The 25610-nt window shown below is 40.5% G+C and carries 21 protein-coding genes, 1 other RNA gene and 4 pseudogenes; 9 read left to right on the top strand and 17 right to left on the bottom strand.

Features of this window, described 5'->3' with window-relative positions; genetic code table 11:
* Positions 1-41 precede the first annotated feature (41 nt).
* Positions 42-824: a diaminopimelate epimerase gene (locus IPP77_02860; GenBank protein ID MBL0308645.1), complete on the bottom strand. Its 783-nt coding sequence runs from the start codon at positions 822-824 to the stop codon at positions 42-44.
* A gap of 117 nt (positions 825-941) precedes the next feature.
* Between IPP77_02860 and IPP77_02855 the strand changes: the two genes are divergently transcribed.
* The 4 genes and pseudogenes from IPP77_02855 (at position 942) to IPP77_02840 (ending at position 3490) form a co-directional block, all read left to right on the top strand.
* Positions 942-1199: a hypothetical protein gene (locus IPP77_02855; GenBank protein ID MBL0308644.1), complete on the top strand. Its 258-nt coding sequence runs from the start codon at positions 942-944 to the stop codon at positions 1197-1199.
* The gene (locus tag IPP77_02850; protein MBL0308643.1) at positions 1126-2430 is read left to right on the top strand and encodes a Do family serine endopeptidase; all 1305 of its coding nucleotides are present in this window, start codon (positions 1126-1128) and stop codon (positions 2428-2430) included. The genes IPP77_02855 and IPP77_02850 overlap by 74 nt, the downstream gene beginning before the upstream one ends.
* 257 nt (positions 2431-2687) lie before the next feature.
* Positions 2688-2786: signal recognition particle sRNA small type (gene ffs / locus IPP77_02845), an RNA gene on the top strand.
* A gap of 141 nt (positions 2787-2927) precedes the next feature.
* A pseudogene (locus IPP77_02840) lies at positions 2928-3490 on the top strand (fructose-6-phosphate aldolase).
* Positions 3491-3980: 490 nt separating this feature from the next.
* Here the strand turns inward: IPP77_02840 and IPP77_02835 are convergent.
* The 5 genes and pseudogenes from IPP77_02835 to trpS all read right to left on the bottom strand — a co-directional run bounded on the left by IPP77_02835 (position 3981) and on the right by trpS (position 9703).
* A pseudogene (locus tag IPP77_02835) lies at positions 3981-5221 on the bottom strand (bifunctional 3,4-dihydroxy-2-butanone-4-phosphate synthase/GTP cyclohydrolase II).
* 6 nt (positions 5222-5227) lie between these two features.
* A complete protein-coding gene (locus IPP77_02830; GenBank protein ID MBL0308642.1) occupies positions 5228-6424 on the bottom strand; it encodes a glycosyltransferase in 1197 nt (398 codons plus the stop codon).
* The gene (locus tag IPP77_02825; protein ID MBL0308641.1) at positions 6424-7620 is read right to left on the bottom strand and encodes a glycosyltransferase; all 1197 of its coding nucleotides are present in this window, start codon (positions 7618-7620) and stop codon (positions 6424-6426) included. Before IPP77_02825 ends, IPP77_02830 begins: the two co-directional genes overlap by 1 nt.
* 161 nt (positions 7621-7781) lie before the next feature.
* Positions 7782-8432 carry a deoxynucleoside kinase gene (locus IPP77_02820; GenBank protein MBL0308640.1) on the bottom strand — a complete coding sequence of 217 codons (651 nt, stop codon included), beginning with the start codon at positions 8430-8432 and terminating at the stop codon, positions 7782-7784.
* 269 nt (positions 8433-8701) lie between these two features.
* Entirely contained in the window at positions 8702-9703 is a 1002-nt protein-coding gene (gene trpS, locus IPP77_02815; GenBank protein ID MBL0308639.1) for a tryptophan--tRNA ligase, read from the bottom strand.
* Positions 9704-9762: 59 nt separating this feature from the next.
* Between trpS and gatC the strand changes: the two are divergent.
* The 4 genes and pseudogenes from gatC (at position 9763) to IPP77_02795 (ending at position 12109) form a co-directional block, all read left to right on the top strand.
* Positions 9763-10051, top strand: a pseudogene (gatC, locus tag IPP77_02810) (Asp-tRNA(Asn)/Glu-tRNA(Gln) amidotransferase subunit GatC).
* A gap of 79 nt (positions 10052-10130) precedes the next feature.
* Positions 10131-10829 carry an ABC transporter ATP-binding protein gene (locus IPP77_02805; protein ID MBL0308638.1) on the top strand — a complete coding sequence of 233 codons (699 nt, stop codon included), beginning with the start codon at positions 10131-10133 and terminating at the stop codon, positions 10827-10829.
* Between the two features lie 4 nt (positions 10830-10833).
* A pseudogene (locus IPP77_02800) lies at positions 10834-11381 on the top strand (cob(I)yrinic acid a,c-diamide adenosyltransferase).
* Between the two features lie 272 nt (positions 11382-11653).
* Positions 11654-12109: a hypothetical protein gene (locus tag IPP77_02795; GenBank protein ID MBL0308637.1), complete on the top strand. Its 456-nt coding sequence runs from the start codon at positions 11654-11656 to the stop codon at positions 12107-12109.
* A gap of 87 nt (positions 12110-12196) precedes the next feature.
* Here IPP77_02795 and ftcD read toward each other — a convergent pair whose 3' ends face one another.
* On the bottom strand, positions 12197-13765 hold the full coding sequence (ftcD, locus tag IPP77_02790; GenBank protein MBL0308636.1) for a glutamate formimidoyltransferase: 1569 nt from the start codon (positions 13763-13765) through the stop codon (positions 12197-12199).
* Between the two features lie 200 nt (positions 13766-13965).
* Positions 13966-14946 carry a M23 family metallopeptidase gene (locus tag IPP77_02785; GenBank protein MBL0308635.1) on the bottom strand — a complete coding sequence of 327 codons (981 nt, stop codon included), beginning with the start codon at positions 14944-14946 and terminating at the stop codon, positions 13966-13968.
* A 267-nt stretch (positions 14947-15213) separates the two neighbouring features.
* On the opposite strand from IPP77_02785, the gene IPP77_02780 reads away from it, so the two are divergent.
* Positions 15214-15576, top strand: a complete 363-nt coding sequence (locus tag IPP77_02780; GenBank protein ID MBL0308634.1) for a DoxX family protein — start codon at positions 15214-15216, stop codon at positions 15574-15576.
* A gap of 373 nt (positions 15577-15949) precedes the next feature.
* On the opposite strand, the gene IPP77_02775 is transcribed toward IPP77_02780, so the two are convergent.
* The 9 genes from IPP77_02775 to IPP77_02735 form a co-directional block, all read right to left on the bottom strand.
* On the bottom strand, positions 15950-16963 hold the full coding sequence (locus tag IPP77_02775) for an ATP-binding domain-containing protein (GenBank protein ID MBL0308633.1): 1014 nt from the start codon (positions 16961-16963) through the stop codon (positions 15950-15952).
* Between the two features lie 476 nt (positions 16964-17439).
* Complete coding sequence (locus IPP77_02770) at positions 17440-18414, bottom strand: hypothetical protein (GenBank protein ID MBL0308632.1); 975 nt, start codon at positions 18412-18414, stop codon at positions 17440-17442.
* Between the two features lie 11 nt (positions 18415-18425).
* On the bottom strand, positions 18426-19484 hold the full coding sequence (locus tag IPP77_02765) for a hypothetical protein (GenBank protein MBL0308631.1): 1059 nt from the start codon (positions 19482-19484) through the stop codon (positions 18426-18428).
* 4 nt (positions 19485-19488) lie between these two features.
* On the bottom strand, positions 19489-20403 hold the full coding sequence (locus IPP77_02760; protein ID MBL0308630.1) for a hypothetical protein: 915 nt from the start codon (positions 20401-20403) through the stop codon (positions 19489-19491).
* Positions 20404-20434: 31 nt separating this feature from the next.
* Entirely contained in the window at positions 20435-22348 is a 1914-nt protein-coding gene (locus IPP77_02755) for a hypothetical protein (GenBank protein MBL0308629.1), read from the bottom strand.
* Positions 22349-22368: 20 nt separating this feature from the next.
* The gene (locus IPP77_02750) at positions 22369-22923 is read right to left on the bottom strand and encodes a hypothetical protein (protein ID MBL0308628.1); all 555 of its coding nucleotides are present in this window, start codon (positions 22921-22923) and stop codon (positions 22369-22371) included.
* Positions 22924-23081: 158 nt separating this feature from the next.
* Positions 23082-24329 carry an SPFH domain-containing protein gene (locus IPP77_02745; protein ID MBL0308627.1) on the bottom strand — a complete coding sequence of 416 codons (1248 nt, stop codon included), beginning with the start codon at positions 24327-24329 and terminating at the stop codon, positions 23082-23084.
* A 12-nt stretch (positions 24330-24341) separates the two neighbouring features.
* Positions 24342-24611, bottom strand: coding sequence for a hypothetical protein (locus IPP77_02740; GenBank protein MBL0308626.1), 270 nt, complete (start codon positions 24609-24611; stop codon positions 24342-24344).
* Between the two features lie 578 nt (positions 24612-25189).
* On the bottom strand, positions 25190-25432 hold the full coding sequence (locus IPP77_02735) for a hypothetical protein (GenBank protein ID MBL0308625.1): 243 nt from the start codon (positions 25430-25432) through the stop codon (positions 25190-25192).
* Positions 25433-25610 lie beyond the last annotated feature (178 nt).

Below are 25610 nucleotides of genomic sequence, written 5' to 3'. Positions count from 1 at the left end.
CATAACCCTTTGATTGATTATTTGCCATTGGCGAATCTCCATCAAACTTCTACACTTCCTTCAAAAACTTTTTTTGCAGGCCCCTGAAGGAATATGTTGCGGTATCCGGCTTCCGCTTTTTGAAGTTTAACCGAAAGAAGTCCACCGGGAGTTTCTACCTGAATTTGACTTAGACTCGGTATAGTGGAAACCGCAAAAGCAATAGCAGAAGCTACCACGCCGGTGCCGCAGGAAAGTGTTTCATCTTCTACGCCTCTTTCATAAGTGCGGACATAAATTTCCTGGTCACTCCTACGGGTAACAAAATTTACGTTGATTCCTTCTTTTTCAAAACGAGGGGAGTAGCGTACTTTTCTAGCTTCCTCTACCAAATTTAATTTCCGAACATCTTCCACAAAACGAACATAATGAGGAGAGCCGGTGTTGAGTACAAAATCGTTCTGGAAAGATTCAATAGTAGGAACATCCATCATTTGCAGCACTACATCTCCATCCGCGAGAATCTCACCATTGTGGTCGCCGTCTATGGCGAGGAAACGACATTGGGAGGAGATAAGGCCTAAATCCTTCACAAACCGAATCAGGCAGCGCCCCCCATTACCACACATGCTGCTTTCATTTCCATCGCTATTGAAATAAACCATCTCAAAATCGTATCCCGATTTGTTTTGAAAATAGATTAGGCCGTCGCCACCGATGCCAAAACGCCGGTCGCAAAGGAGACGAACCAGTTCAGGATGGTTTCTGTCTAATAGCCCTTCCCGATTATCAATCATGATAAAATCATTTCCGGTGCCTTGATATTTATAGAATTTAACGGTCATTTAACTCGCGTGTTAAAGGTGGTTAAGCTGAATGGTAATCATATCGTTTTATAGACAGAAGTAGAATAAATTTGTGGGGACAAACGTTATTAGTTTAAATACAAAAATAGAAATGATATGAATACGAAGAAAATTGCTTTTACCGCACTTGTTGCATTTGTCAGCGCCTTTGCTGCCGTTGCCGTCTTTAATTTTTCGGGATGGAATTTACAAAAGGTTGCTTTCGTAGAGAAGACACCGGTGCAGTTGGCTGCTTACTCCCCTCCTGTTGGTGGAAATACCCAACCCGTTGACTTCCGCTTTGCAGCGGCAGCTTCTACCCCCTGCGTCGTTCACATCAAGTGTACCACGAAAACCACAAAGGCAGGTTTATAAGCAGTACGATCCTTTCGGCGGATTATTCGGGCAGGACTTTTTCCAATATCAACAACCGAGAAACGCACAACCACAATTATCTACCGGTTCCGGTGTAATCGTTTCAAAGGATGGATATATCGTCACCAATAACCACGTCATACAAAACGCAGACGAAATTGAAGTGGTTTTACAAAATAATAAAACCTACAAAGCCAAATTGGTAGGCAAAGATGCAGATACAGATTTGGCTTTAATAAAGATTGATGATGGAAGCCTGCCTTACATACAATTTACCAACTCTGATTCCGTGATGGTGGGTGAATGGGTGCTGGCCGTAGGCAATCCCTTTAACTTGGCTTCTACCGTAACTGCAGGAATTGTAAGCGCCAAAGGCCGGAACATCAATTTGCATGGCGACGAATTTAGCCAAGGTGCCAATACAGCTATAGAATCATTTATTCAAACCGACGCAGCAGTCAACCCGGGAAACAGCGGTGGCGCTCTGGTCAATATAAATGGCGAACTGGTAGGCATCAACACCGCCATTGCTTCTCCCACCGGCTCCTATGCGGGATATTCTTTCGCAGTGCCTTCCAACATTGTCAAAAAAGTAATCTCTGATTTAAAAGAATTCGGGGTGACACAACGCGGTTTTCTCGGTGTCAACATTCGCACAATGGATGATGAAACTGCCAAGAAATTAGGCTTTGAAACTCCCTACGGAGTCTATGTGGATGGTGTGAACAGCGGCTCCGCAGCCGAAGAAGCCGGTTTGCAGAACAAAGATGTTATCCTCAAACTAAACGGCTTTCCGGTCAACTCTTCTCCCGAACTGCAAGAACAAGTGGCCCAATATCGCCCCGGTGACCCTATTAAAGTGGAATATATCCGCGGCGGGAAAACTTACACTACCACTATCACCCTAAAGAACAAATACAACACCGTAGCTACTGTTGACAATTCAAAAGATATTCTCAATACCCTAGGCATTAAAATTGAAAACCTTAGCGAAGGCGAAAAAAGAAGCCTCGGCATCAACAATGGCGTGAAGATTGCTGACATCCGAAGTGGAAAGTTGGCCGAAGCTACCGACATTCGCAAGGGATTTGTCATCACCCAGATTGATGACCAAGCCGTTAACAATGTGGACGATTTCGTAAACATTCTAAAAACCAAATCAGGCAGAGTACTCGTAGAAGGCATCTATCCCAACAAACCCATGAGTTACCTCTACGCATTTAAAATGTAGCGCCCTCCAACCTTTTTCATAATGGTTCGTTAATTGACCGAAGCCTCAAAGCCATAGCGTTTTGGGGCTTTATTTTTGGAGGGCGATTTCGCTCGGAGACACGGAGTAAACAGCCGATAGAAATACACTCCTTCATTCTCCGTGCCTCCGTGCGAAATGGAAGCCATATTCTCTCCAACATTTCACCAGTAACTACTAAAGAAATACAAATTTCTTTCGCTCTGCTTTCAATAACCAATAACTCGGTTAGTTTTGCGGCGCGAGCCTCATACGATCAGCTCCTGTTTAATCCTCCAGGGCGGAAACGCAGCAAAGGCAGACGGTTGTAGCGGTGCGATATGAGTAACTTGCCCTATTTTTTTCCCTGATTCCATCCATTTTATAATTCTAAAGACAAAATCTTTTATGAAATTTTTATAGACACCGCCAGTATCGAACAAATTAAAGAAGCCGAATCATTAGGCATCCTCGACGGAGTAACTACTAACCCTTCCCTCATGGCCAAAGAAGGAATCAAAGGCGAACAAAACGTTTTGAAACATTACGTCGCCATCTGCGAAATCGTCCACGGCCCGGTCAGCGCCGAAGTCATCTCTACCGACTTCAAAGGCATCATTGAAGAAGGCAAAAGCTCGCCGCCCTCCACCCCAATATCGTCGTCAAAGTACCGATGATCAAAGAAGGCGTAAAAGCCATCAAATGGTTCACCGACAACGGTATCAAAACAAATTGCACCTTGGTATTCAGCGCCGCACAGGCCATCTTGGCCGCCAAAGCCGGAGCCACTATGGTTTCTCCCTTCATAGGAAGAATTGATGACGGCAATTGGGACGGCGTTCAACTCATCGGCCAAATCGCCCACATCTATCGCAACTACGGCTACCAAACCGTCCTCGCCGCCTCCACCCACCCGCAACTCCTCCACATCGTCCGTTGCGCCGAAATGGGTGCCGATATCGCCACTTGCCCCCTCTCCTCCATCCTTGGCCTTTTCAACCATCCACTCACCGACATTGGCCTCGAAAAATTCCTCGCAGACCATAAAAAGGTAAATAGTTAAGGCCTTTCTCAAAATATAAAGAATATTTGGGTGCGCCCTCCGACTTTCCTTCTGGAGATTTTGGAGCGCTTGGCCACCCTTTTCCGGTTGGAGTTGACCACCCCTGTTTGCTGACCTAAATGCATTTATCTAAGAGATGATTATACCCGGATTACGAATCCTTTGAACCAAAATATGCTGAAGCCTAGTTATGTATTGAGTTCTATTGAATGTTTGAAACGAAAAAATAATCTATTGCTTAATTCGGTTTAAAGTCAAAAGCAGGATTTACGTGAGTGTTTCCATTTTAGAAGTTGGACGAAGCATGGAGTTGGAGGCATGCTCAAAGGATTCCCCTACCCGTCTTACCCTATACTAAAGTAAAATTATCTTTTCCCTTCTTTCTATGAGCTAGATATGAGCCTGCCCCCTTGCGTTTCAGCATGTCCGAAGAATTTCTTTGGATGTGGCACGCCCAAATCTTTTTTAGGGAATGGAGCGGTTGCTAGTTCTATTTTTTCTTTGCCCTTTTCTTTTTGAGGATGTCGTGGCCGGCTTTGTCGCGTTTGGTGGTGAGGTAGCGGCGGTTGTGAGGGTTGGGGGCTATTTCGAGAGGGACGTTATCTACGATTTCGAGGCCATAGCCGATGAGGCCGACGCGCTTTTTGGGGTTGTTGGTCATGAGTTTCATTTTGGCGATGCCAAGGTCGTTGAGGATTTGAGCACCGACGCCATAGTCTCGGGCATCCATGGGCAGACCGAGGTGGAGGTTGGCTTCGTAGGTATCCATGCCTTTTTCTTGTAGTTGGTAGGCGCGGAGTTTGTTGAGTAGGCCGATGCCGCGGCCTTCTTGTTGCATATATATGACGGCACCTTTGCCGGCTTGGTCAATCATTTGGAGGGCGGCGTGGAGTTGGTCGCCACAGTCGCAGCGGAGGGAGCCGAGGATGTCGCCAGTGAGGCAGGAAGAGTGGACACGGACGAGGACGGGTTCGTTTTTTTTCCAGGTACCTTTGAAAATGGCGAGGTGGGGTTCGTGGGTATTTGGCTCTGAGTAGGCGCGAACACGAAAGGTGCCGTATTTGGAAGGGAGGGCAATTTCAACTTCTCGTTGAGAAGGCGTTCATGTTTCATCCGGTATTCGATGAGGTCTTTGATGGAGATGATTTTGATTTGGTGTTTTTTGGCGATTTGGAGCAGTTGGGGCAGACGGGCCATGGAGCCGTCTTCGTTCATAATTTCGACCAGTACTCCAGCGGATTCGAAACCGGCGAGGCGAGCAAGGTCAACGGTGGCTTCGGTGTGTCCGGCACGGCGCAGCACGCCACCTTTTTTTGCTTGCAGAGGGAAGATGTGTCCGGGGCGAGCGAAGTCTTCGGGTTGACTATCGAGGTTGATGAGATGTTGGACAGTTTGGGCGCGGTCGTGGGCTGAGATGCCGGTGGTGCATCCATGACCAACAAGGTCAACGGAGATAGTAAAGGCTGTTTCGTGGTGTGAGGAGTTTTTGGAGGCCATGAGTTCGAGTTGGAGGCGATCGCACAACTCTTCGGACATGGGCATACATATCAGTCCGCGCCCGTGGGTGGCCATGAAGTTGATGATTTGGGGCGTTACGTTTCGCGCGGCGGTTATAAAGTCGCCTTCGTTTTCGCGGTCTTCGTCGTCCACGACAATGATGAGTCGTCCTTTTTTGATTTCCGAAATGGCGGAGGCGATGGTGTCTAGTTTGGCTTTAGTCTTGTTTTTCATAGTAGATTATAGATTTCTTTTGGTGGGATTCCAGCTATTGGTTTTGATGCCTCGCATGTATAAAATGAAGCCCATCAGTAAAGCAAGGTTCATCAAATAGAAGTAGGAAGCGAAGCGCAAAACTATTAAATGAATACCGATTGTTTTGAGTAAGTAATCTACCAGCGGACTTTGAAGGAGGAGATTTTGCAGGATAAAGGTGAAGAGGTAGAATGGGCTTTGACTTATCAAGAAGATGTTGGAAAGGTAGGCCAGAAGGATGAGCAGTGGGCCTACCCAGCGGATGACTTTGTGTGAGAGGAAGCAAAAGGCTACAGGATTGAAGCGAAGGAGGAGTTTCCAATAGGCAGCCAGGTTTTGGAAGTTACCGGCTTGGATGCGGGTTTTTCGTTTGAACTCCTCTCCCACTTCGCTAGATACATCTTCATAGCAAAGAGCATTCTTTTCGTGTATGGCTTTCTGTCCCTGATGCAAAACGTTCATACTTAGATAGAAATCTTCCATGAGTTGGTTTTGTGGAATGTTTTTCCATGAACCAGCTCGTAAAGCATAGCAGCCGCCAAAGGCGCCAATCATGCAGCCCCAGTTTAAGCCTTCGTAGTATTTGATGTTATTTTCGTTTTGGATGTAGGTTTTTTCTTGGAAGGAAATTCCATCTTCTATCACTCCTTTGTTGAGGATGTTTGCCCCCACCTGGGCAATTGAATTGTTTTTGAAATGCTTGGACAGTTCATAGATCGTTTCAGGCGCAAAGATGACATTGGCATCGGTGAGTATAAAAATATCTTTTTCTGGGTTTACTCCTTTATCCTGAACCATCTTTACCAAACTGTTCAAGACGTTGGATTTGCCATTTCGCTCGGCGAAAGGAATAAAGGTGAGGTTAGAAAAACGATGGGTAAATCCTTCAACTATTTCATTGGTTTGGTCCGTTGAGTTATCAGAACCGACATAGACGTGAAGTTTTTCAGATGGGTAAGTGCTCAGAAAAATACTTTCCAATTTCTCCCGGATTACTTTCTCTTCATTAAACGCAGAAAAGATGACAAAGACGTCGGGTAAAAGTTCATCACCACTGTCAAAGATTATTTGGTTTTCTACCTTACCATTCGCCAACCATCTGAGTAGCCGTGGATATAGAATATAGGAATGAAACATGAGTCCCACAGTAGCCCAAAAAATTATTGCAGCTAAGGAAAGCATCAGTTGAGATATGGTTTACAGAAATCAATAATAGCGGAGCAAATTTTCCGGTTGTCGTATTGGTTGCGAATGAGTTGTTGGGCATTGGCACCTAAATCCATTCGTAGTTGATGGTCGCTGAGGGTTTTAATCACGGCTTGAGCAAAAGTATTCGCATCGTCGGCAATCAATATATCCTTGCCATCTGTAAAAGCCAGACTCTCTGCACCAACAGAAGTAGAAATTACTGCCCTGCCCAAAGCCATTGCTTCTATAATCTTTACGCGCATACCACTTCCGGCAAAGAGTGGAACAATGGAAATTGATTTAGAAGAAATAAATTGGACGGCGTCATTCACTTCGCCAACAATAATAAGGCCTTTAACTTTCAGGTTTCTGATTTCATCGGGGAAATTCCTGCCCGCTAGATAAAATTTGGCATCGGGTATTTCAGCAACCACTTGCGTCCAGACTTTCTGGATAAACCACTCTACGCCTTCCCGATTGGGCATCCAGTCCATACCGCCGATAAAGGCCACGACATTTTCTTCGTTCGAATTTATTAGCGGCAGCGTATCAAATATGTATCCGGTAGGGATAGAAGTATGTGGCACTGTACAACCGTGAGCGAGAAATATCTTCATATCGTTTTCACTGACCGGTATCATGATATCAGCCAGGTTGAGATTGGATATTTCAAATTGCTTCATCCTATGGGAAAGGACTTTTAAATACATTCGTTTTAAGATATGCTTTTCGGTTCGGTATAGGCGTTCCCAAATTATGAATTCAACATTTTGTGGTCGGAGCAATACTCTAGCGGCTGTGTTCTTTCTAATAACCTCGATATACCGCATCAAATAAATTCCTTCGAGTAAAATTAAATCAAATGAATTGGTTGCCAGCACCTCGGCAATTTTGTTTTCAAAATCTGTTGAATAAAAGCGTTCAATATTGTAGGACTTTGAAGTAAATAGGTTGAGAAAAGCCTTGAGCGGATGGAGGGTGGTGTCAATATCCACAGATATAAACTTTGCTATACTCTTCTCGTCTTCCGGAAGGTTTTCTGGGGGAAAATAGTGTTTTTTAGTATTTAATGAAAGAACGGTTACCTCGTGACCTTGTGCCGCAAAACCTTTGGTAAGGTTGATGATGCCAATTACCTCTCCGTCCTTTACCGGATGAGGAAATTTTTTGGTGATTTGCAGAATCTTCATTTCTTAAAACAGCGTGCGAATGTAGGAAGACTAATAGATTGCAAAAAGAGTCCCTCAGAATAATCAATGAAAATCTCGATAGTGCCTGCCAGATTAAAACACTAATCTATAGAATTCATTTCCCACTACGTTAATCGGAAAGCAAAAGGGTAAAGCCAGAATCAAAACAAACCGAACAACTCAGCGCTCACCTTATTGATAACTTCCCCCTGCGCTTCTTCTTCATCGGCAAAGTTGGACTTGTCCACATCTATAATAAGTAGGTTGCCTGATTGGTAGCTTGTAATCCACTTTTCATAATATTCATTCAACTTGCGTAGATAATCTAACCGTAGGTTGTCTTCATATTCTCTGCCTCGTTTCTGAATCTGATTCACCAAAGTTGGAACGCTGGCTCGGAGATATATCAATAAATCAGGCGGTTTGATCAAAGATGAAATAGTGCGAAAAAGTTGTGAATAGTTTTCAAAATCTCTAGTGGTCATCAGCCCCAATGAATGAAGATTGGGCGCAAATATCATGGCATCTTCATAAATAGTTCTGTCTTGAATAACGGTCTCATGTCCCTTTTGAATTTCGAGCAGTTGTTTGAAACGAGAATTAAGAAAATGCACCTGAAGATTGAATGACCACCTTGGCATATCTTCATAAAAATCATTCAGGTATGGATTACTTTCTACATCCACAAACTCAGGAATCCAAGCAAAGTGTTTAGAAAGAATTTTAGCAAGAGTAGTTTTACCGGAGCCAATATTCCCCGCAATAGCAATATGTTTAATTGGCCTTTTGGAGCCTGCAAGTTTCTTTGCCACTACCGGAGGACTCTTAACAGTAGCTGTCTTTTTAGTAGCCGGTTTAGCAACTTTCTTTGCTACCGACTTCACAGTCTTCTTTGTAGCAGACCTTGAGGCTTTCTTCGCTACGGGTAACACAACTTTCTTCCCTGTCTTTTTTACGGGCTTACTTTTAGCTTTAGATGCCGATTTCTTTTTCGCCATAGGTTTTTGCTTGTTTATCAGGTTTGGAATGCTCTTTAGTGACTAAGTTTATGTTTGTGCCGAAAATAGAAATTGTTTCAGTCTCAAAAGCTTTTTATCCCAATTATTTCCCTCACTTCCCCGATTGTTTTTGCAGCGCTTATACGAGCTTTAGCACCGCCATCCCCTATTATTTCGTTCAACATCTTTTCGTTTTGGCTCAATTCTTTAATTCGCTCACGGATAGGCGATAGGAATAGAACCATGTCCTCTGCCACTTGTTTCTTCATATCACCATAGCGAATGGTGCAGTTGTTATACTTCGTTTCAAAATCAACAATTGCGTCTTTAGAGGAAACCAGTTTCATCAAATCAAACAGATTTTTTACTGCTATTGGTTTTTCGGAGTTTGGCTGAGTCGGTCCTGTATCCGTTACTGCGCGCATTACTTTTTTGCGAATTGCCTCCGGTTCATCGGATAGATATATACAAGTGTTTTCTCCTTTAGATTTACTCATCTTTCCCTCACCGTCAAGACTGGGCACCGAAACCAATGCTCCATCGAAGTTGAAAGCTTTGGGCTCGGGGAAATATTCTACCCCATATAGGTGGTTGAAACGATGGACAAAATCACGTGTCATTTCCAGATGTTGTTGCTGATCTTTTCCCACTGGAACTTTGTCCGCCTTATGAATAACAATATCAACCGCCATAAGCACCGGATAAGTCAGCAACCCGGCATTGACATTATTAGGCTGCTCTCTCACTTTATCTTTGAATGATGCCGAGCGCTCCAGTTCACCTAGATAAGCCAGCATATTAAAGATGAGATACAACTCTGGAATCTGCGGTACATCACTCTGCAAAAATAAAGTGCATTTATTCGGATCTACACCACAAGCCAAATATTCCACCACAATTTGCCTTACATTGGCTTTTAGATCTGCCGCTTTGGGATGGGTAGTTAGCGAATGATAATCAGCCACAAAGAAGTAGCCATCAAACTGCTCTTGCATTTTCACAAAATTCACCACAGCCCCAAAATAGTTACCCAAATGTTGTTTGCCGGTAGGTCTTACACCGCTAACCGTTATCTCCTTACGCATCTTCTTTTCTATTCGATTATATTTGGCTCGAAAATAGAATAATTAAGTACCCGCCAACGATGACGATAGATGATGCCACAGTAGAACGCCTTGCCGAATTAGCACGACTAGAATTTGACGGTCAGCAGAAGGAAGTATTGAAAAAAGATCTCCAAAAGATTTTTGACATGATGGAGAAGTTGAAGGAAATAAATGTGGATGGTGCTGAGCCTAATTTATATGAGCGAGGAAAAGAATGTTCTTAGAAAAGATTTTGTAAAGGACAATGTTTCCAAAGAAGATGCGCTGAAAAATGCCCCACAGAGAGATTCGGATTATTTCAAGGTACCTAAAGTTATTAAAAAATAGTTCGAAGGCGCTGAATTGTTGGAGAACTGATGCAATACGATACAGCCAACTTAACATCAACACAATAAGAAAAATGCCTATCATTGAAATCCATAACATCCGCAAGGAATACATAATGGGATTACAGAAAATCGCTGCTCTTCGGGATGTATCGCTTTCGATTGAGCGCAACGAATATGTAGCTTTGATGGGACCATCCGGCTCGGGCAAATCTACCCTGATGAATATTTTAGGTTGTCTTGATTCTCCAACTTCCGGTTCGTACAAACTCAACAATACACAGGTATCCGAAATGAGTGAAGATGAACTGGCTCGGGTGCGCAATAAGGAAATCGGCTTTGTATTTCAAACTTTCAACCTCCTCCCCCGCCTTTCGTCTTTGGAAAACGTTGCCCTTCCTTTGGTCTATGCCGGAATGAGCAAAAATAAACGTATCGCGCGCGCCGAAGAAGTGATGGAAATGGTGGGTCTAAAAGACCGGATGACTCATAAACCCAATGAACTATCAGGAGGACAGCGTCAAAGAGTGGCCATTGCCCGCGCGGTGGTCAATAATCCATCCATTATTCTCGCTGATGAACCAACCGGTAATCTTGACACCAAAACTTCTTACGAAATCATGGAGATTTTTGAAGCGATAAACAAAGGAGGCAACACCGTAATATTAGTAACTCACGAAGACGATATAGCCAAGAACGCACGTCGTATCATCCGTTTAAGAGATGGATTGGTAGAATCGGATGTGATAAATGAATCTCTTAAATTAAGTCCAGTTTAGTATTATGAAGATCTACACCAAAACCGGAGACATAGGCGAAACTTCCCTTTTTGGAGGAAGCGGGTGCTGAAAAGCGAATTGCGTATTGACAGTTACGGCACGGTAGATGAACTTAACCATGGATTGGTTTTGTTGCGCGACGTTTCATACCGATCAGGCGACTAAAGATTTATTAAAAGAAATTCAGGACCGCTTATTCACTATAGGTGCTAACCTAGCTGCTGATCCGGATAAGCAATCGCTCAAGAAGCCTGATTTGCACGAGGAAGATATTGAACTTTTGGAGAAGGCTATTGACCAAATGGATGAGCAACTGGAGAGTTTGAAGCATTTCGTGTTGCCCGGCGGCAATGTGCATGTCTCCTATTGCCACATTGCCGTACGGTTTGCCGTCGTGCTGAGCGACTAATCGTAGCCCTACATCAAGTTACCCCCTTAGACCCGCTAATCATAAAATACCTCAATCGCCTTTCCGATTTCCTCTTTACCCTATCACGAAAAATAGCAAAAGACCTCGGTGCAAAAGAAGTAAATTGGCTGCCGAGGAGATGATTTTTTTAGAACCGAACAGCCCCATTTCTCCGTATGCCTTTAAGGTCGAGTAGATACCGCCATAGTGTAAGCTATTGGCATTTGAATCAGTCTTGGAAAAGGGTTCGGCTATATTTCACCTCTCAATAATGAAAGAAATACAACTAATGTATTGAACGCAAATCTTGGTCTAGATAACTCTTGCCATAGTAATCTTTCCACAATTGATCCATTTTGAAAGGTTCGATATCAGATTTGAAGAAAAACAGTATTTTTACGACTACGTTTAAGATATGAAACTATTTTATCTCACTTTTATAGGAGTGCTTTTACTGTTCAGTTCAGGCTGTAAGAAATTAGTTTGCGAGTGGCCACTTCAACCGAGTGCCGATCCGGATAGATGTGTAGAGGTAAGATATGATATTACGGGTGTTTACCGCGGTTATAACTTCCGTTCCGATGGGCTTTCAAAACCGTATGATGAATATGCCATTTGGGCCTATCATGATGATCCTAAAATTATCACCATTATGCCAGGCACGATAGAGTGCCTTCTCACTGGGAAATATACCTTCTTCGTTTTCGAACAAACCTTGGGAGGGCCTCCAAAATATCTTGACATCAAAGAAGGTACTGGCTTCGTGAAGGATACATTTATGGAAATGAAGTATGTAACCACCATACATGGTGATTCTACTTCGCTACCAACCATGTTCACTTTCAGAGGTTTTCGCCCTCCCAGAAACTGATATTTCTATCGCATAATCTTTGTTCCACCGTGGACAGAATAGCAGCCTCCGATTCTACTGCCTTTTTCATAAGTATATCTCCAGCTTTTAATTTTTTGCCACATAATCTTTGTCTTCATATCCAGAAGCATTGATTTTGATGTTTAGAAAAGCTCCATAGATTGCCGCACGGACACATAAAGCTCCTACACCTGCATCTGAAACTGAATTTGGATTTCCTTTTTCGGCCATTGCTTTAATTATCTCAAAAGATTCAAGGCAGAGTGTCATTACTTCAAAGGGCACTTCGATGGCGGTCTTGGTAGCTAATTGTATAGCCTCTCTTCTTAATTCCTTCTCTTTTTCTGAAGATTTTGGCAAACAGTATGCCTCCATTATCTTATTGAATGAACTGGTGTCTTCATCTACTAATTGCAACAGCCGATCTTTTATTTTCTGACCCCGTTCAGCCACATCAGAAAACTCTTTCCATCGGTCATCCCATCCCTTTTTATGTGAAGAAAGATTCGCGACCATGGTTCCCAAAGAAATCCCCAAAACTCCAACGTATGCAGCTACCGACCCACCTCCCGCCGGAGATTCAGAAGCGGTTTCATCCGCAAAATCCTTTAGCGTTTTGTTTATCAATTGGGGTGGGTTTTCTTCTTCCAATAGGTATTCTACAATTCTCTTTCGAGGATTAAATGGGCCTAGTTCATCTAGTCCCAGACTTTTAACTGCTATTTTAATCAATTCTTCTACGCTGACTCCGGCCGAACGGTTTTGTTTAATCAAAAAATATTTGCCGGCATCCAACATTGCCTGAAGAGGAATGAGACCAACCAACTCGCTACCCGTAACTCTCATTCCTCGATTATGAGCGCTCTGCACACAAGCATCAAAGGCGATATGAACAGGTGTAATATTGATATTCGTAAGGTTCATGGAAACTTGTGAAATGCCATACTCCGGGATATACCAACCTATTCCCTTAACAGCCTTACAAATACCCGATTGCGTTATTTCAACTCCTTTATCATTCTTTATCTTTCTACCCGCTTCGCGTACATCAAAAGCAACTGAGTTAGCGCGACGAACCGATGTAGTATTGAGGTTAACATTATATGCCACTAGGAAATCACGGGCGCCAATAGCTATATTGCCGCATTTTTCATTCCATTGGGTTGGGCCAAAGTCCGGCTTCCATTCAGGTTCTGCTATTTTCTTAGAGATACCTTCATATTCGCCCGCTCTGATGTTTGCCAAATTTTTGCGAACGGGATTATTAGCTGCATACTCGTATAAATAAACTGGGATTCGCAATTCTTTCCCGACCCGCTCGCCTAACTTTCGAGCACAGGCGATACAGTCATCCATCGTAGCATTTGCAATCGGAATAAATGGACATACATCCGTAGCGCCAAATCGGGGATGCTCGCCGCTGTGCTTTCTCATGTCAATCAACTCAGCTGCTTTGCTGATAGCTTGAAATGCAGCTTCAACTACCTGATTTTCATCCCCTGCAAAAGTTATAACTGTCCTATTAGTGCTTTTACCCGGATCCACATTTAATAGTCGGATACCATCAACTGATTCAATGGCTTTTGAAATCTGATGAATGATATTCATATCTCTCCCTTCACTGAAATTAGGTACACATTCAATCAATTTCTTCATAAATAAATTTTAAACGAATATAGCAAAGTAGCCTTCTCTAGATATACAATCTGTTGATCTTAGATTCAATCTTCATGCACCATAAAGAGGTGCCGACACTTTCACTTGAAAAATCGGAAAGGAAGAAGCACTTCGGTTGAATGTTTTTATATTAGGCAATATTGATTCCAGTACTATCACCGAAGAAACGATTGAAAATATTAGTCCATCGCCTGACCTGGATTGTTTGACATCTCAAGCATCTTTTGGAAGTCGGCATCTTTCAAATCGTTGAAGTAATAATAAACCGGATTCAAATGGCCGCCATTCTTGATTACCTCATAATGCAAATGTGGCCCAGTAGATTTGCCGGTGTTTCCAACCTTACCAATAATATCACCCCGTTTTAATTTCTGTCCCTCACGAATTAATGGTTGAGACAAATGGGCGTATCTTGTTTTATATCCATAGCCATGATTTACCACTACTTCGTTGCCGTAACCATTATACGAAAAGTTAACCGTTTCAACCGTTCCATCGCCGGTCACATGAATATCGGTACCAATAGCAGCAGAAAAATCCATGCCTTCATGAAACTTCATGATTTTATAAATGGGGTCTAAACGCTTACCGTATCCGGAAGCTACATGTTTAAGATTCTTGTTCAAAATGGGCTGGATGGAAGGAATAGATGCTAACATCTGCTGGCTATTAGTGATCAGCACAGCCACCTGATCATAACTCTTAGATTGAATGACCATCTGCTTTTTCAATTTATCCACCTTTAAGGATAACTCCTTCATCAGTTCCCCGTTATCAAACTGTTCTAAATAACGATATTTATTAATCCCCCCGGTTCCTGCTTTCCAAACATCCTCATCAATTGGTTCTGCTTCAAGCATCACCCGGTATATATTCCCATCTCGATAATGCAAATCATCTAACACAGTTGAAAGCCTATCCGTTTCGCGACCAAGCAAGGAATATTGATCTTTCATTTTATTCAATTCTGCCCGAAGTCTCTTTTCTTTTGGGGAGTCGAAAAAGCGATAGTAAATAGTAGAAATAGCCAGCGAAAAAACCAATGCCGCCACCATAAAGCCCAAAAAGCGAATGATTCGACTGCCCCAACTCACTACAGCTTTCTCGTAGCTGAGTGTATGTGTATTGAAAATGTATTTTTCCTTTTTCCGATTGGCCATGATGAACCTTTGGGGAAGGTAAAGCTAAAGATTCCCTCCAATTCTATTGCTAAGAAATCTTAAGGACCAAAATATTCTACCAAAGGCTTTGACCCTACGGGTCAAGAAACCAGTGCCACACATCTTTATATAAGGTTCTGAATAGTTGGGGGCCTTCCCTGCCTTTTCTTCAGACAATGAAGAGTGGGGTAATGAAACTGTATGCCTAATCTGCCGCAATGCTTTGTTGCGCACTGCATATTAACTTTCGCAGCTTATATTTATAGCATGAAGACACTTTCACTCTTTATAATGGCTGCATTATATGTCGCGGCAGGGGTCAATCATTTTTGGCATCCCAAATTTTATTTAAAAATAATGCCGCCCTGGCTTCCCTGGCATCATCAGTTGGTCATTATCAGCGGTGTTTGCGAAATAGCTCTTGGCCTGCTACTTCTATTTTCTTCCACGAGAAGTGTAGCTGCCTGGGGCATCATTCTCTTATTGATCGCTGTTTTCCCTGCCAATATTCAAATGATGCTTGACTATTGGAATAAATCTAATCCTAAGTTGTGGGTAACGATACTTAGATTGCCTTTGCAACTAATATTGATTTGGTGGGCTTACACTTTTACAAAATCATTGAGCTAAAACTCTAAAGCAGCAAAGCACTATTATGGGTGTCCTCTTTTCAATAAATATAAATGTAAAAAGGACGCTGCGATAAGCTAGTTTACTCATTCATTCGCGCAGAGTTCTGAAAAGGAAACTCTGCGGGGGGAGAAATTGTCAGAAGCAGCAATCCGATTATTAAAGTATGTCGTGTCATTATCCTTTGTTTTTACAGTCGGTTTCAAGTTTGCACGGTCGTCATACGCTTACCGCTAACGTTCCGAGGGTTTGCGATGGCGGGGCTTTTTAGCACCAAATTTAATACGAAGCACTACACTCTCACTAAGCACAAAATTGTCTGCGAAGCACGTCACCCCCGCTATTGCAAACCCTTTGTTAGCGGTAGTTGTCATTACAAATTATTTAATTCATGTAATGCTTTTAAAGTGTCAATCGGCAAATCCCTATTTTCATCAAATAGTCTGATTTCACCATCATACTTCTCTTTGTCTAAGGGCATGTTGTATTCGCCAGATATTATGTCAGTGTATGTAATAATAAGTTTGCTTTTACTTCTTGTCAGGCCTACATAATTCACACATAAATTCTTATGGCTATTCAATGTATTGCTGAAAGGTAAAATAACAGTATCAAACTGTAGTCCTTTAGAACTGTGATATGTCATGATATTTATGTTTTTACTTTCTGTAAAAACTAATTTGTCGACACGGTCAAATTTATAACCTATTACAATACCAGAGGAAACGAGAAAATCTTTAGTTTCCAAGACACCTGGTATTTTTATTTTTTTACTATTACGATTCGCAAAATATCCACCTTCTTGTATGGCTCTATTTTCTTTAAGTAGAATGCCTATATCTTCATTGGCATTAGTCGTAACATAGGTTTTTATGTATTCAAGTTCTTGAAGAGGGGAATTACATTTAATAAAAATTGGTTTATGCCCATCGTCAAACGATTTACAGCTTAGAGAACTATCCGGATATAAGTTACAAATAAGTTCTGCGATATTTTTTGAGATTCTATAATTGTGCTTCAGTTTAACCGTAGGAAAATTAACTTTTTGGCGTAAGAGTGAGACCGTCAGTGTTGTTTCCTTCTTTGAGTTTTTGTCATAAAGGCGCTGATTCTCGTCTGCGAAAATAAACATGCCTTTTTTGGCATTTTCTTGAAAGTTAATAATGTCTTGAACAGAAAAGTCCTGCGCTTCGTCTATTATAATATAATCGTGTTTTATATTTATATATCCATTTATTTCTTCTTGATAAAATACATTTACTTCTGGTAAATTTAGATAGGTCAATGTATGCTTTATGAATGTCCTAAGTGCTTTAGTATAAACTATAATTGAAATGTTCTTTTCATGCTTTTCATGCAACTCTTTAGCAAGATAAATAGCTAGCAAAGTTTTGCCACTGCCTGCACCCCCTTCAATAATAATGTTGGGTTTACTGTTAGGACAAGTTGCTGTTCATTGTCCCAGTTTGGTTTTGTTGAAAATATTTCTTTCATGTTTATGTGTTTATCAATTACAGCTAACGGTTTGCAGCTACCCGAAGGGCGGGACTTTTACCACAAACCTTGATTTGAAAAACTAATGTTTGATTAACCACAAAACTGTCTTTGGAACACGAAACCCCGCCTTTTGGGTAGGTGCTGTTATAGCCAGTGGTATTTGTCCACCGTGTTTGCAAACCATTGTCGTTGTTGAGTTGTCGTGTCATTGAGTGTCGGCTGTGCGTTGCGTTTTTTATTTTTTTTGAAGCGTTGGAAATTTTTTAAAAACAATTTTTCTTTTGGGTCGGCTTTGCAAGCTCTATTAAAAACTTTGGTTGTGAGTTGGCTTGTGCGGTTTTTAATTGTGCTTGCAAAATGCGTTGGCTATTTGAATTTTTCTACGATGTCTTTCATACTGAACTCACCCGACATTTCTTGAATGTCAATCTTGCCAAGTAAAATGTCAAAGAAAAAGTTTGAGATATTCCCAACTGTCAGTGATTTTCCTTCACCTCCGTTTTCAATTCCTAAGTCATAAGTTTTCAGCAACTGCGAACCAAGTGAAGCAGCAGTCAAAAGAAAATGGTTGTTGAATTTGTCAATGTCCAAAAGGTCAGCAGCTAAAACTTTTCCGATTACAGTGTAACTGCGAATAATTTGTTGTGTATCTTCTGAACGCAAAACAGATTTTAATTCGTCTGCTTCCATACTCATTCTAATCTTACCAGAATTTTTTGATTGCTCATGCCCTTTGAAAAGAGAACCTAAGTCAGCCAAGCTCAAATTATACATTTCAGTTCCAGGTATTGCGTTTATTTTCTCAACTGTAAATGCACTCGGTAAAAGCAAGTGAATCACTTTGGAAATTCTTGCAAGCGGAGCGTTGAAAGTTCCTATAATAGAATTGTTGATTTCAAGATTCAATGAAGCAAACACGCCACCTATTACAACACAATCTTCCAAAACAATTTCATCTGCAAAAATGCTTCCAGCAATAAAAGCATTACGCAATTTCACTTGCTTCGCATTTACATCACCTTGAAAAATTACACGGTAACTTGGAGCAAGTGAAACGATTGAATCGGCAGAACCAACAGCTTTGCGAAAAGTTGCCGAACCCTTTGCATCAGTATTTACATGCAATTCAATTTGAGTGAAAACTGCACCTTGCACTTCAAGTTTTCCTCTTTGAATTTCAAAGTATTTTGCATACACCGCACCTTCAATAATTGTGTCGCCTTGTATTACAACATCTCGTTCCAATTCGCTTGATGCTCTCGGAAGTATTGAACTCTTTACAAGATTATCATTCAGTAATAATCTTTGGTCGTTCACTCGGATTTCTTTTAACTCATTCATGGGAATTAATTTTAATTGTTGGTTTGTATGTTAGTGTCATTGTTCCAAAGCTGCATAATTTGTTGTGCAACTCTCGGATTGATATTGTGTGTTTGGCTCTCCTGACTTGATAATTCAAGTTTCAAAAAAGTGTTGATGTGTTCTCTGTTTTTTGAATCAAGTGTTTTCCATTTGCTTCCCGAATTTGAAAAACTGTCTTTCAATTTTGTCTTGTTAGATGCCAATGCAGGAATTTGTCCCGAAGTAATAATTGCAACATCATTTCCGTTTTCTTGATTCTTGCTTTCAAAATACAATACAGGAATTTGTTTTGATACTACAACTTCAATTCTCGCTGGAATTAAAATTTCCTGCAATTGTGCTGAAAGATTTTTTTCAGAAAACAAATAATTTTTTGCACTGTCAATCAATGAATGTGCTTTGCTTTTCAAACCAGAAGCGAAAAGCATTGATTGAAGATGATTTCCTTCCTTGTTGTAAATGGTTGCGATGCTTGTGCTGATGTCGCTGAATGAACGATGCACACGGGTTGTAAGTGTTCCGTGAACTCCAACTGCTGATTGGTTCAACAAAAGAATTCTGTTCCGCAATTCTTTGTCTAAGTCAAAAAAGATTTTTGCGTATCGCTCGGAGATTCTTCCAAAGTCGCCTTCCAATTGAACTTTCTTTTGTGCACATGTCTGTTGATGTTGCATTAATTCAATTATCAATGCATCAACTCTTGGTTTTATTTCTGTAAGTTGCTGATTGATTTCGGATTTTATCAGTCCGAAAAATCCCTCAACCATTGTATCAGAAATATCTTCTGCACTTTTAACTTTTGCTGCTATATGTGCGGCTTCCGTTGCTACAACTGAACCTGTAAGAAAATTGACATGTTTATTTGCCGAGCTTACGCTTCTGTCAAATGGATTTGTGTCCACATTAATTCTTATGTCAACGGGAACATGCTCTGTGTAATGAACTGTAACAGTCATGCTTCCTCCTGATTCAGATTTCGGATACGATACGGTTTTAGATTCTGAACCGTTGACTGTAATTGTTTCGTGATAATCTCTTGAATAACTCATTGGATTAAGAATTTAATTTTTGCCATTTAGACGATTCAAGTAAAGAGAGCATTTGTTTTTTCACTCTGTCTGAAACAGTAGATTGATTTACAAAATCTCCAAATTCTTGTTTTACACGACTGGAGTTGCTTTGGTCATCATCAACCCATTTCAAATTTGTCAATGTTGAATAAATATGAGATTCAATTTTTGAGTTTGTGTTTTTCTTCAATGGCGGTTGTGTAATCATCCATTGCGACTGTCTTACATTCAGTCCTTCCGATTCTGAAATGAGAACTGGAATATCTTTTTCAGTTGGCTTGCTTACTGACTCCTTATTTAAAATACTTCCGATTAAATTTTTTTGATTTTCCGAACTGTAGATAAAATCTTGCATAGAAGAAATATTCTTCATAGCATTATACTTTGTGTTGGAAACAGAAATCATTTGACCGCTCGCAATACTTTCTACTTGTGTTGTTGATGTTGAACCTGACAAACGTTTTGTTCTGTTTGCGGTTGGTAAAACATCTTTCAATACAAAGTTTGTAGTTGGCTTGTCAAGTTCAAAAATTCTTGCCCGCAATGCTTTGTTCAATCCTTCAAACAACTTTGTGTAACGGCTTGCAAGCATTTGATAATCTTTTTCCATTCTGCTTTTAATTGCAATTAGCGAAACTGATTGCTGTTGCAGTTCCATAATTTTTGCATCGGCTTTACTTTTATGCGTTGCAATCTTTTGAAAAATCTGTGAACGGATTAAAGAGTAGAAACCAAAATTGACATTATTGCAGATTTTCTCTGCTCCTTTTTGTTCCGCAATTACAACTGCTGTTTGCATTGCAATAACTGCTGCTGTGGTTCCGTCAACATGATTGGCAACGCCATCAATGCTGTCTGCCATTGGGTTGGTGTCAACTGTAAAATTAAAATTAGCCATTGTATGTTTTTTAAATTTCGGTTGCTATAAATTATGCTTCGCTATTTTCAGTGGTTTCCGTTCCGTTTTCTTCTTCTGTTGGTTCGCTGTTGCCTCTTAATTCATCCAATGCCGCCTTTGCAATTTTTGGAAGATTGATTGACATATGTTCGTATGTAACATCTTCAATTGAGGGTGGTGGTGGCAACTCTGATGTTTCAGCGAAGAAAGGACTTACAGAAGCCAAAGGCATTCTTCTTGCATCTAACTGATTTACTCTGCCGCTTGCAACCGCATACTCTTTAAAGTTTGTATCTCTCAATGAAGCATCATAAAACTCAATGTATTCAAATTTCTCCGCTCGTCTGTCAATATCTTCTTTCAATCTGTCCATGTATTGAGTGAAATCTTCTTGAATCATTTTGAAATCTTTTGACTTGGCTTCAAACGCAGCAAATACTTCTGCTTCGTTCTCCTCTGATTTTACAAGTGAAGCATCAACAGATGAATTGTTTTTGAGATTGTCTTCCGTCTTTTTCAACGCAACCATTGCATTGTATGATGAAATGTATTCACTCAAGGTAGAACGCATGATGTTTATTAAATCGTTGCTCTCTGCTCTGTTTCTACCGTAGAAATCCATTGTCTCCTGATGCCACTGATTGAGATAAGATGTTTTCTGGTCTTTGATGTTGTTGTAAATTTTCATTCTCTCCAATCTTGTTTCCTCCATTAAATTCTGAACAATAGGAGCAACAATTTCTTCGTGAATTTGATGAACACCAAAAGGAAAATTTGTTTTGCTTCCATCTTCCGCAACCCAACAATCAGAAACAATATCATACTTCAATTTTGAACTTGGTTTCAGTTGGAACGGCTGATAATTTTCTACTGATTCTTGGTAATTGAATTTCTCGTTTCTGATTCTTTCAATTTCGTCTGCTTCAAGATTTGGTGAATAGTGATTGTAAGAACATTTCAAAATTTTGAAAAGCGTTTTGTTTGAAGTGTCAACCATCATATTTGTTGAAGCAAGTTTTACTTGCGTTATCGCCTGAACTGAATTTGCCATGTTCATCATCAGCGTTTTCAAAACTTCTTCAAATTGTGTTTGATTTTTCTCTAAAGATTTTTTCATTTCATTCAACGAATGAAATCTTGCGATCTCATCTTGATAAGGTGAGTTGTCAAAGATGTTGAATACGGGAGCATTTCCTGTTTCAGTTGTTGAATGTTCATTGATAAATTTTGAATGTTCGCTTTCGGGCAACACAACTGGAAGTGAAACGGAAGTCAAGTCCAAATCAGAAAGGCAAAAGGAAGAAGTGCGAAGTGTTCTGTCAATCTTTCCTAAGTAATCGTGATAAGTAACATTTTGAATTGAGAGAGAATAGTCGTCTGTGCTTACTGATTCTGTTTCGTCTGACTTTTCAATAATTGGTGCATCTTGCATTAACTCGTCTAAATCATTTACTGCACTTGTAAATAATTCTGCTTGCTTCAAAGTATTCAGATTAAACTTTTGTGAGTTGACAGAGTTGGTGTAATCAATCATAAAACTTTTGTCCTCAAAAGGAATTTGCGCTGCAACTGGAACATAACCGATTCCCAACTTAGTTACTTTGTAATCTCTGAAAATTTCTTTGTGCATTTTCTGAAACTCAGCAATCTTCTGTTCGTTGGCATCAATCTCCGCTTGCAATTCTTTCATTTTTAAATGCGCTGTAATTGCAAAGTAGATTGGCACAAGCACGAAGAAAAATATCATGCAAATCAATCTGGTCTGTTTTGCCTTAGCAAAATCCTGACTAAGTTGTGCAACTCTTTCTTTGCATACTGCTATTTCCTTTTCATACTTTTCTTCTTCGCTGACAATTTTTTCAGCTGCTTGTTTGTAATAGTCAAAAAGGACTTTTGCTTGGTCTTGATAAATGTTTGCCGAAGCATTTAAAATTTTTCCGCTCATAACTTTTGGTTTGTTAGTGGTTATTTTGAGTAAGTGTTTTTTCTAAGTTTCAATAACTCCTCACACTTATTGAGGAGAGAAAATACTTCTGTTCCGCCTTCATTTTTTTCTCTTGCTTTTGCAAACGCCTGTTGAATCGTGCTTGCAATTTCAGAATCAATGTCTGCTGCGGCTTGATTGTTTGTTGGAGAGAGATAACGAACATCTTCTTTCAGAAAATTTATTTTCTGTTTTTCTCCTTCCCACTTTCCCGAACTTCCTGTGAATAAAATTTCAAATTGATTTAATGCTCTTAGGATTTCATCTTTCCCTTTTCTCTCAATGTCTTGTTCTGCTTGCACTGACACGGCTTTTCCCGAACTTAGATGAGAAAAGAAATAGCCAATCAGTAAAATGAAAGCTGCAAGAAGTTGAAAGAAAAGTTGGTAACGGAAATGAACTTCCGCAAAATATCCGATAGTAATTATTGCAAGAGCAAAAAAGGAATAGAAGCGAATGTAAGCAAGGCGAATTCCAAGACCACCAACTTGTTTTTCAAAATCAAAATTGATTCCGAAAAGCCCCAACTCTGTCAAGGATGAAACGATGAACACAAGACAAACCGTTGCTAAGTCCAACCAAAAAACATCGTTCCGTTTTTCTTGCGGAACGAAAAGAAAAAATCCTGTGAAGATTAACGCTAACCCTGCGATTAAAACTACATAGCCGAATATTTGACCTCTCTGTTTCATGTTTATGAGTTTTTAAATCCGCATTGAGAACAAAAAGGTGTGCTTCCTAATTTATGTCCGCACCGTTTACAACAACCTTCCTTTGATGCAACGGGCTTTCCGCAAGTTGGACAAAACGCTGCTCCGTCTGCTAACGGTGAACTGCAATTAGTGCAACTTGCACCGCTTGCAGATAGAACCGTTCCACAACTCACACATTTCTTTGCATCCTTATCATTGTCCGCTCCGCACTTTGGACAAGCTGTATATGGGTCGCCACAATGCGGACAGAACTTCATGTTGCTTGAAAATTTCTTAGCACAATTGGAACAATAAACTTCTCGTGCTGGAGTAACAACAGGATTTTGAACATTAGAATTTGTTTCTGGATTCTTATAAGAAACAGGATTAAGCAAACCGCCTCCCGATAACCCTCCCATTAAATTTGTTGCCATAACAGCACCCAATAAACTATTTTGTCCGTTGCCCTTACCCATTGAATCTACTGCTTTGTCGCCCAACTCAAAAACTTGCGACTGCTGCCATGTATAACCACCAATGATTTGTGCGCTTTGCTGCGACATGGCTTTGAGAATCATTTCACCTGCTTTGGTATTTGAATCAACTTCAATTGTGGTGATGTAAAAACTTATAAGTTGAAATCCGTAATCTTCCCAGAAAGTTGAAATTGATAATCTCAAACTTTCTGAAAGCCCATCTAAGAAAGCGGAAATAGTTTTAATGCCAATCTTGTTTGACATTATGAATTGAAGAATGGTAGATTTTGTTTTTGAAACTGTTGCTCCGTAAAAATTATCAGTGAGTTGTCGTGCTGTAAATGTTGTCGTTGTTCCAACCAATTTTATTAAAAACTTTTCTGCATCAACAATCTTAATTCCGTATCGTCCTTTTGCAAGTAAAGGAACCATTGTTTGATAGTCAGGGTCGTGATACATCATTGAATCAGTTGTCCAATCAAGATTCAAAGGCATCAATTTATTTACGAACCACACTTCGGCAGTGAAAGGATTTTTTCCTCCGAATGGAATACCAAAAAGATTTCTTAGGATTGGCAAGTTTTCAGTGTTGAGGGTGTGTTTTCCTGGTCCAAATTTGCCTACAACTTGTCCTTTGGAAAATAGAATTGCTTCCTGTGATTCAGCAACTATCAATTGAGTGAAGGTGCTTAAATTTGATTCTGGAAATTTCCAAGCGAAAAGTTGTTCCTCTGGTCTTGTGTCCCATTTTACAAAATCTATAATTGCTGCCATTGTTGTTATGATTTAATTATTTTGATTGAATTGATAAGCGTGTTTAACAAAAGTAGAGTTATTTATGAAATGGCAATTAAAGTTTTGAAACTTAATTTCTGTCAATCGTATATTAGTGCGTTGGCTAAAAAGTGGCTCTTTTGGTTTTGCCGAAGGGCTGGCTTTGTGTGTCGGGGCAAAGCCAAATGTGCCACTTGTGCGGCTGGCAAAAATTGTTTTTAAAAAAGTGCGGTGGGGGAAAAAAATAAAAAACATCGGGCAGACTTGAGTGTCGGCTTCCATGCTGTCCCGTTGCAATATGGTCTGTATGTTTTAGGTCTCTTGTCAAAATGGTTTGTCTTTGCTTTAATGTTTAAATTTTAAGTCGTCTGTTTCGTTGGTTGCACTGTCGCCCTACCATTGGCTATAACATCTATTATGCGAAACAAATCTATCAAAACCTTCGCATTTCCGCACTTCTGATTTGCTGAAAAGCGAAAGTTTGTGTTCCGCAATTGTCATACACTATCTGTCATATCTTCATCCGGTTAATAGGCTACCAATACCCAAATTTAAATTTATTTCAAACTCATCTGGGCTTAGGCTGTGCCTCCGCCCCGTAAGTATACGGCTTTTAGCTGTAAAAAGTAGCCAAAGGCTACCAACTTTTCCGACGTAGGCATAGCCTACGCCGAGAGCGGAAACTCTGCGGGAGGAAAGATTTATGTATCGTGTTAGATAATGAGCCGGAAAAAGGTGCTATGTCCGAAAAGTCGTGTTTTGGTGCATTTTAACACCATTTGGATTGGAATAGCAGGGATTATAATTGGAAAAAATGTTTTTCCAGTTATAAAAAATGTTTTTCTAATTAAAACAGCCGCTTATCTAACCATATAAGCCGCTGTTCTAATCATATCAGCCGTGGTTCTAACCATACAAGTCGCATTTCTAATCATAGCAGCGGCAGTTCTAATCATACATGCGCCTTTTCTATCCATACACGCCACTGTTCTAATCATATCAGCGGAGGTTCTAACCATACAAGTCGCGTTTCTAATCATAGCAGCGGCAGTTATAACCATACAAGCGGCGTTTGTAATCATAGCGGCGGCAGTTCTAATCATACAAACAACATTCTTAATCACCTCTTGCGCTGTTCTAATCTAAACCACCGCTATACCAATCACAAGCGGGGCGATACCAATCAAGACAAAATCTATATCAATAGAATCACCAATCGTTTTTAGCAATATGTATAAAATAAGAACGGCAGAGATAGGTAGTACCTCTGCCGTTTAATTT

Source organism: Bacteroidota bacterium (assembly GCA_016722375.1).
Taxonomy (GTDB): Bacteria; Bacteroidota; Bacteroidia; order Chitinophagales; family LD1; genus Bog-950.
Note: the sequence above shows the minus strand (reverse complement) of the source record. Positions and strands in the feature narration are given on the sequence as shown.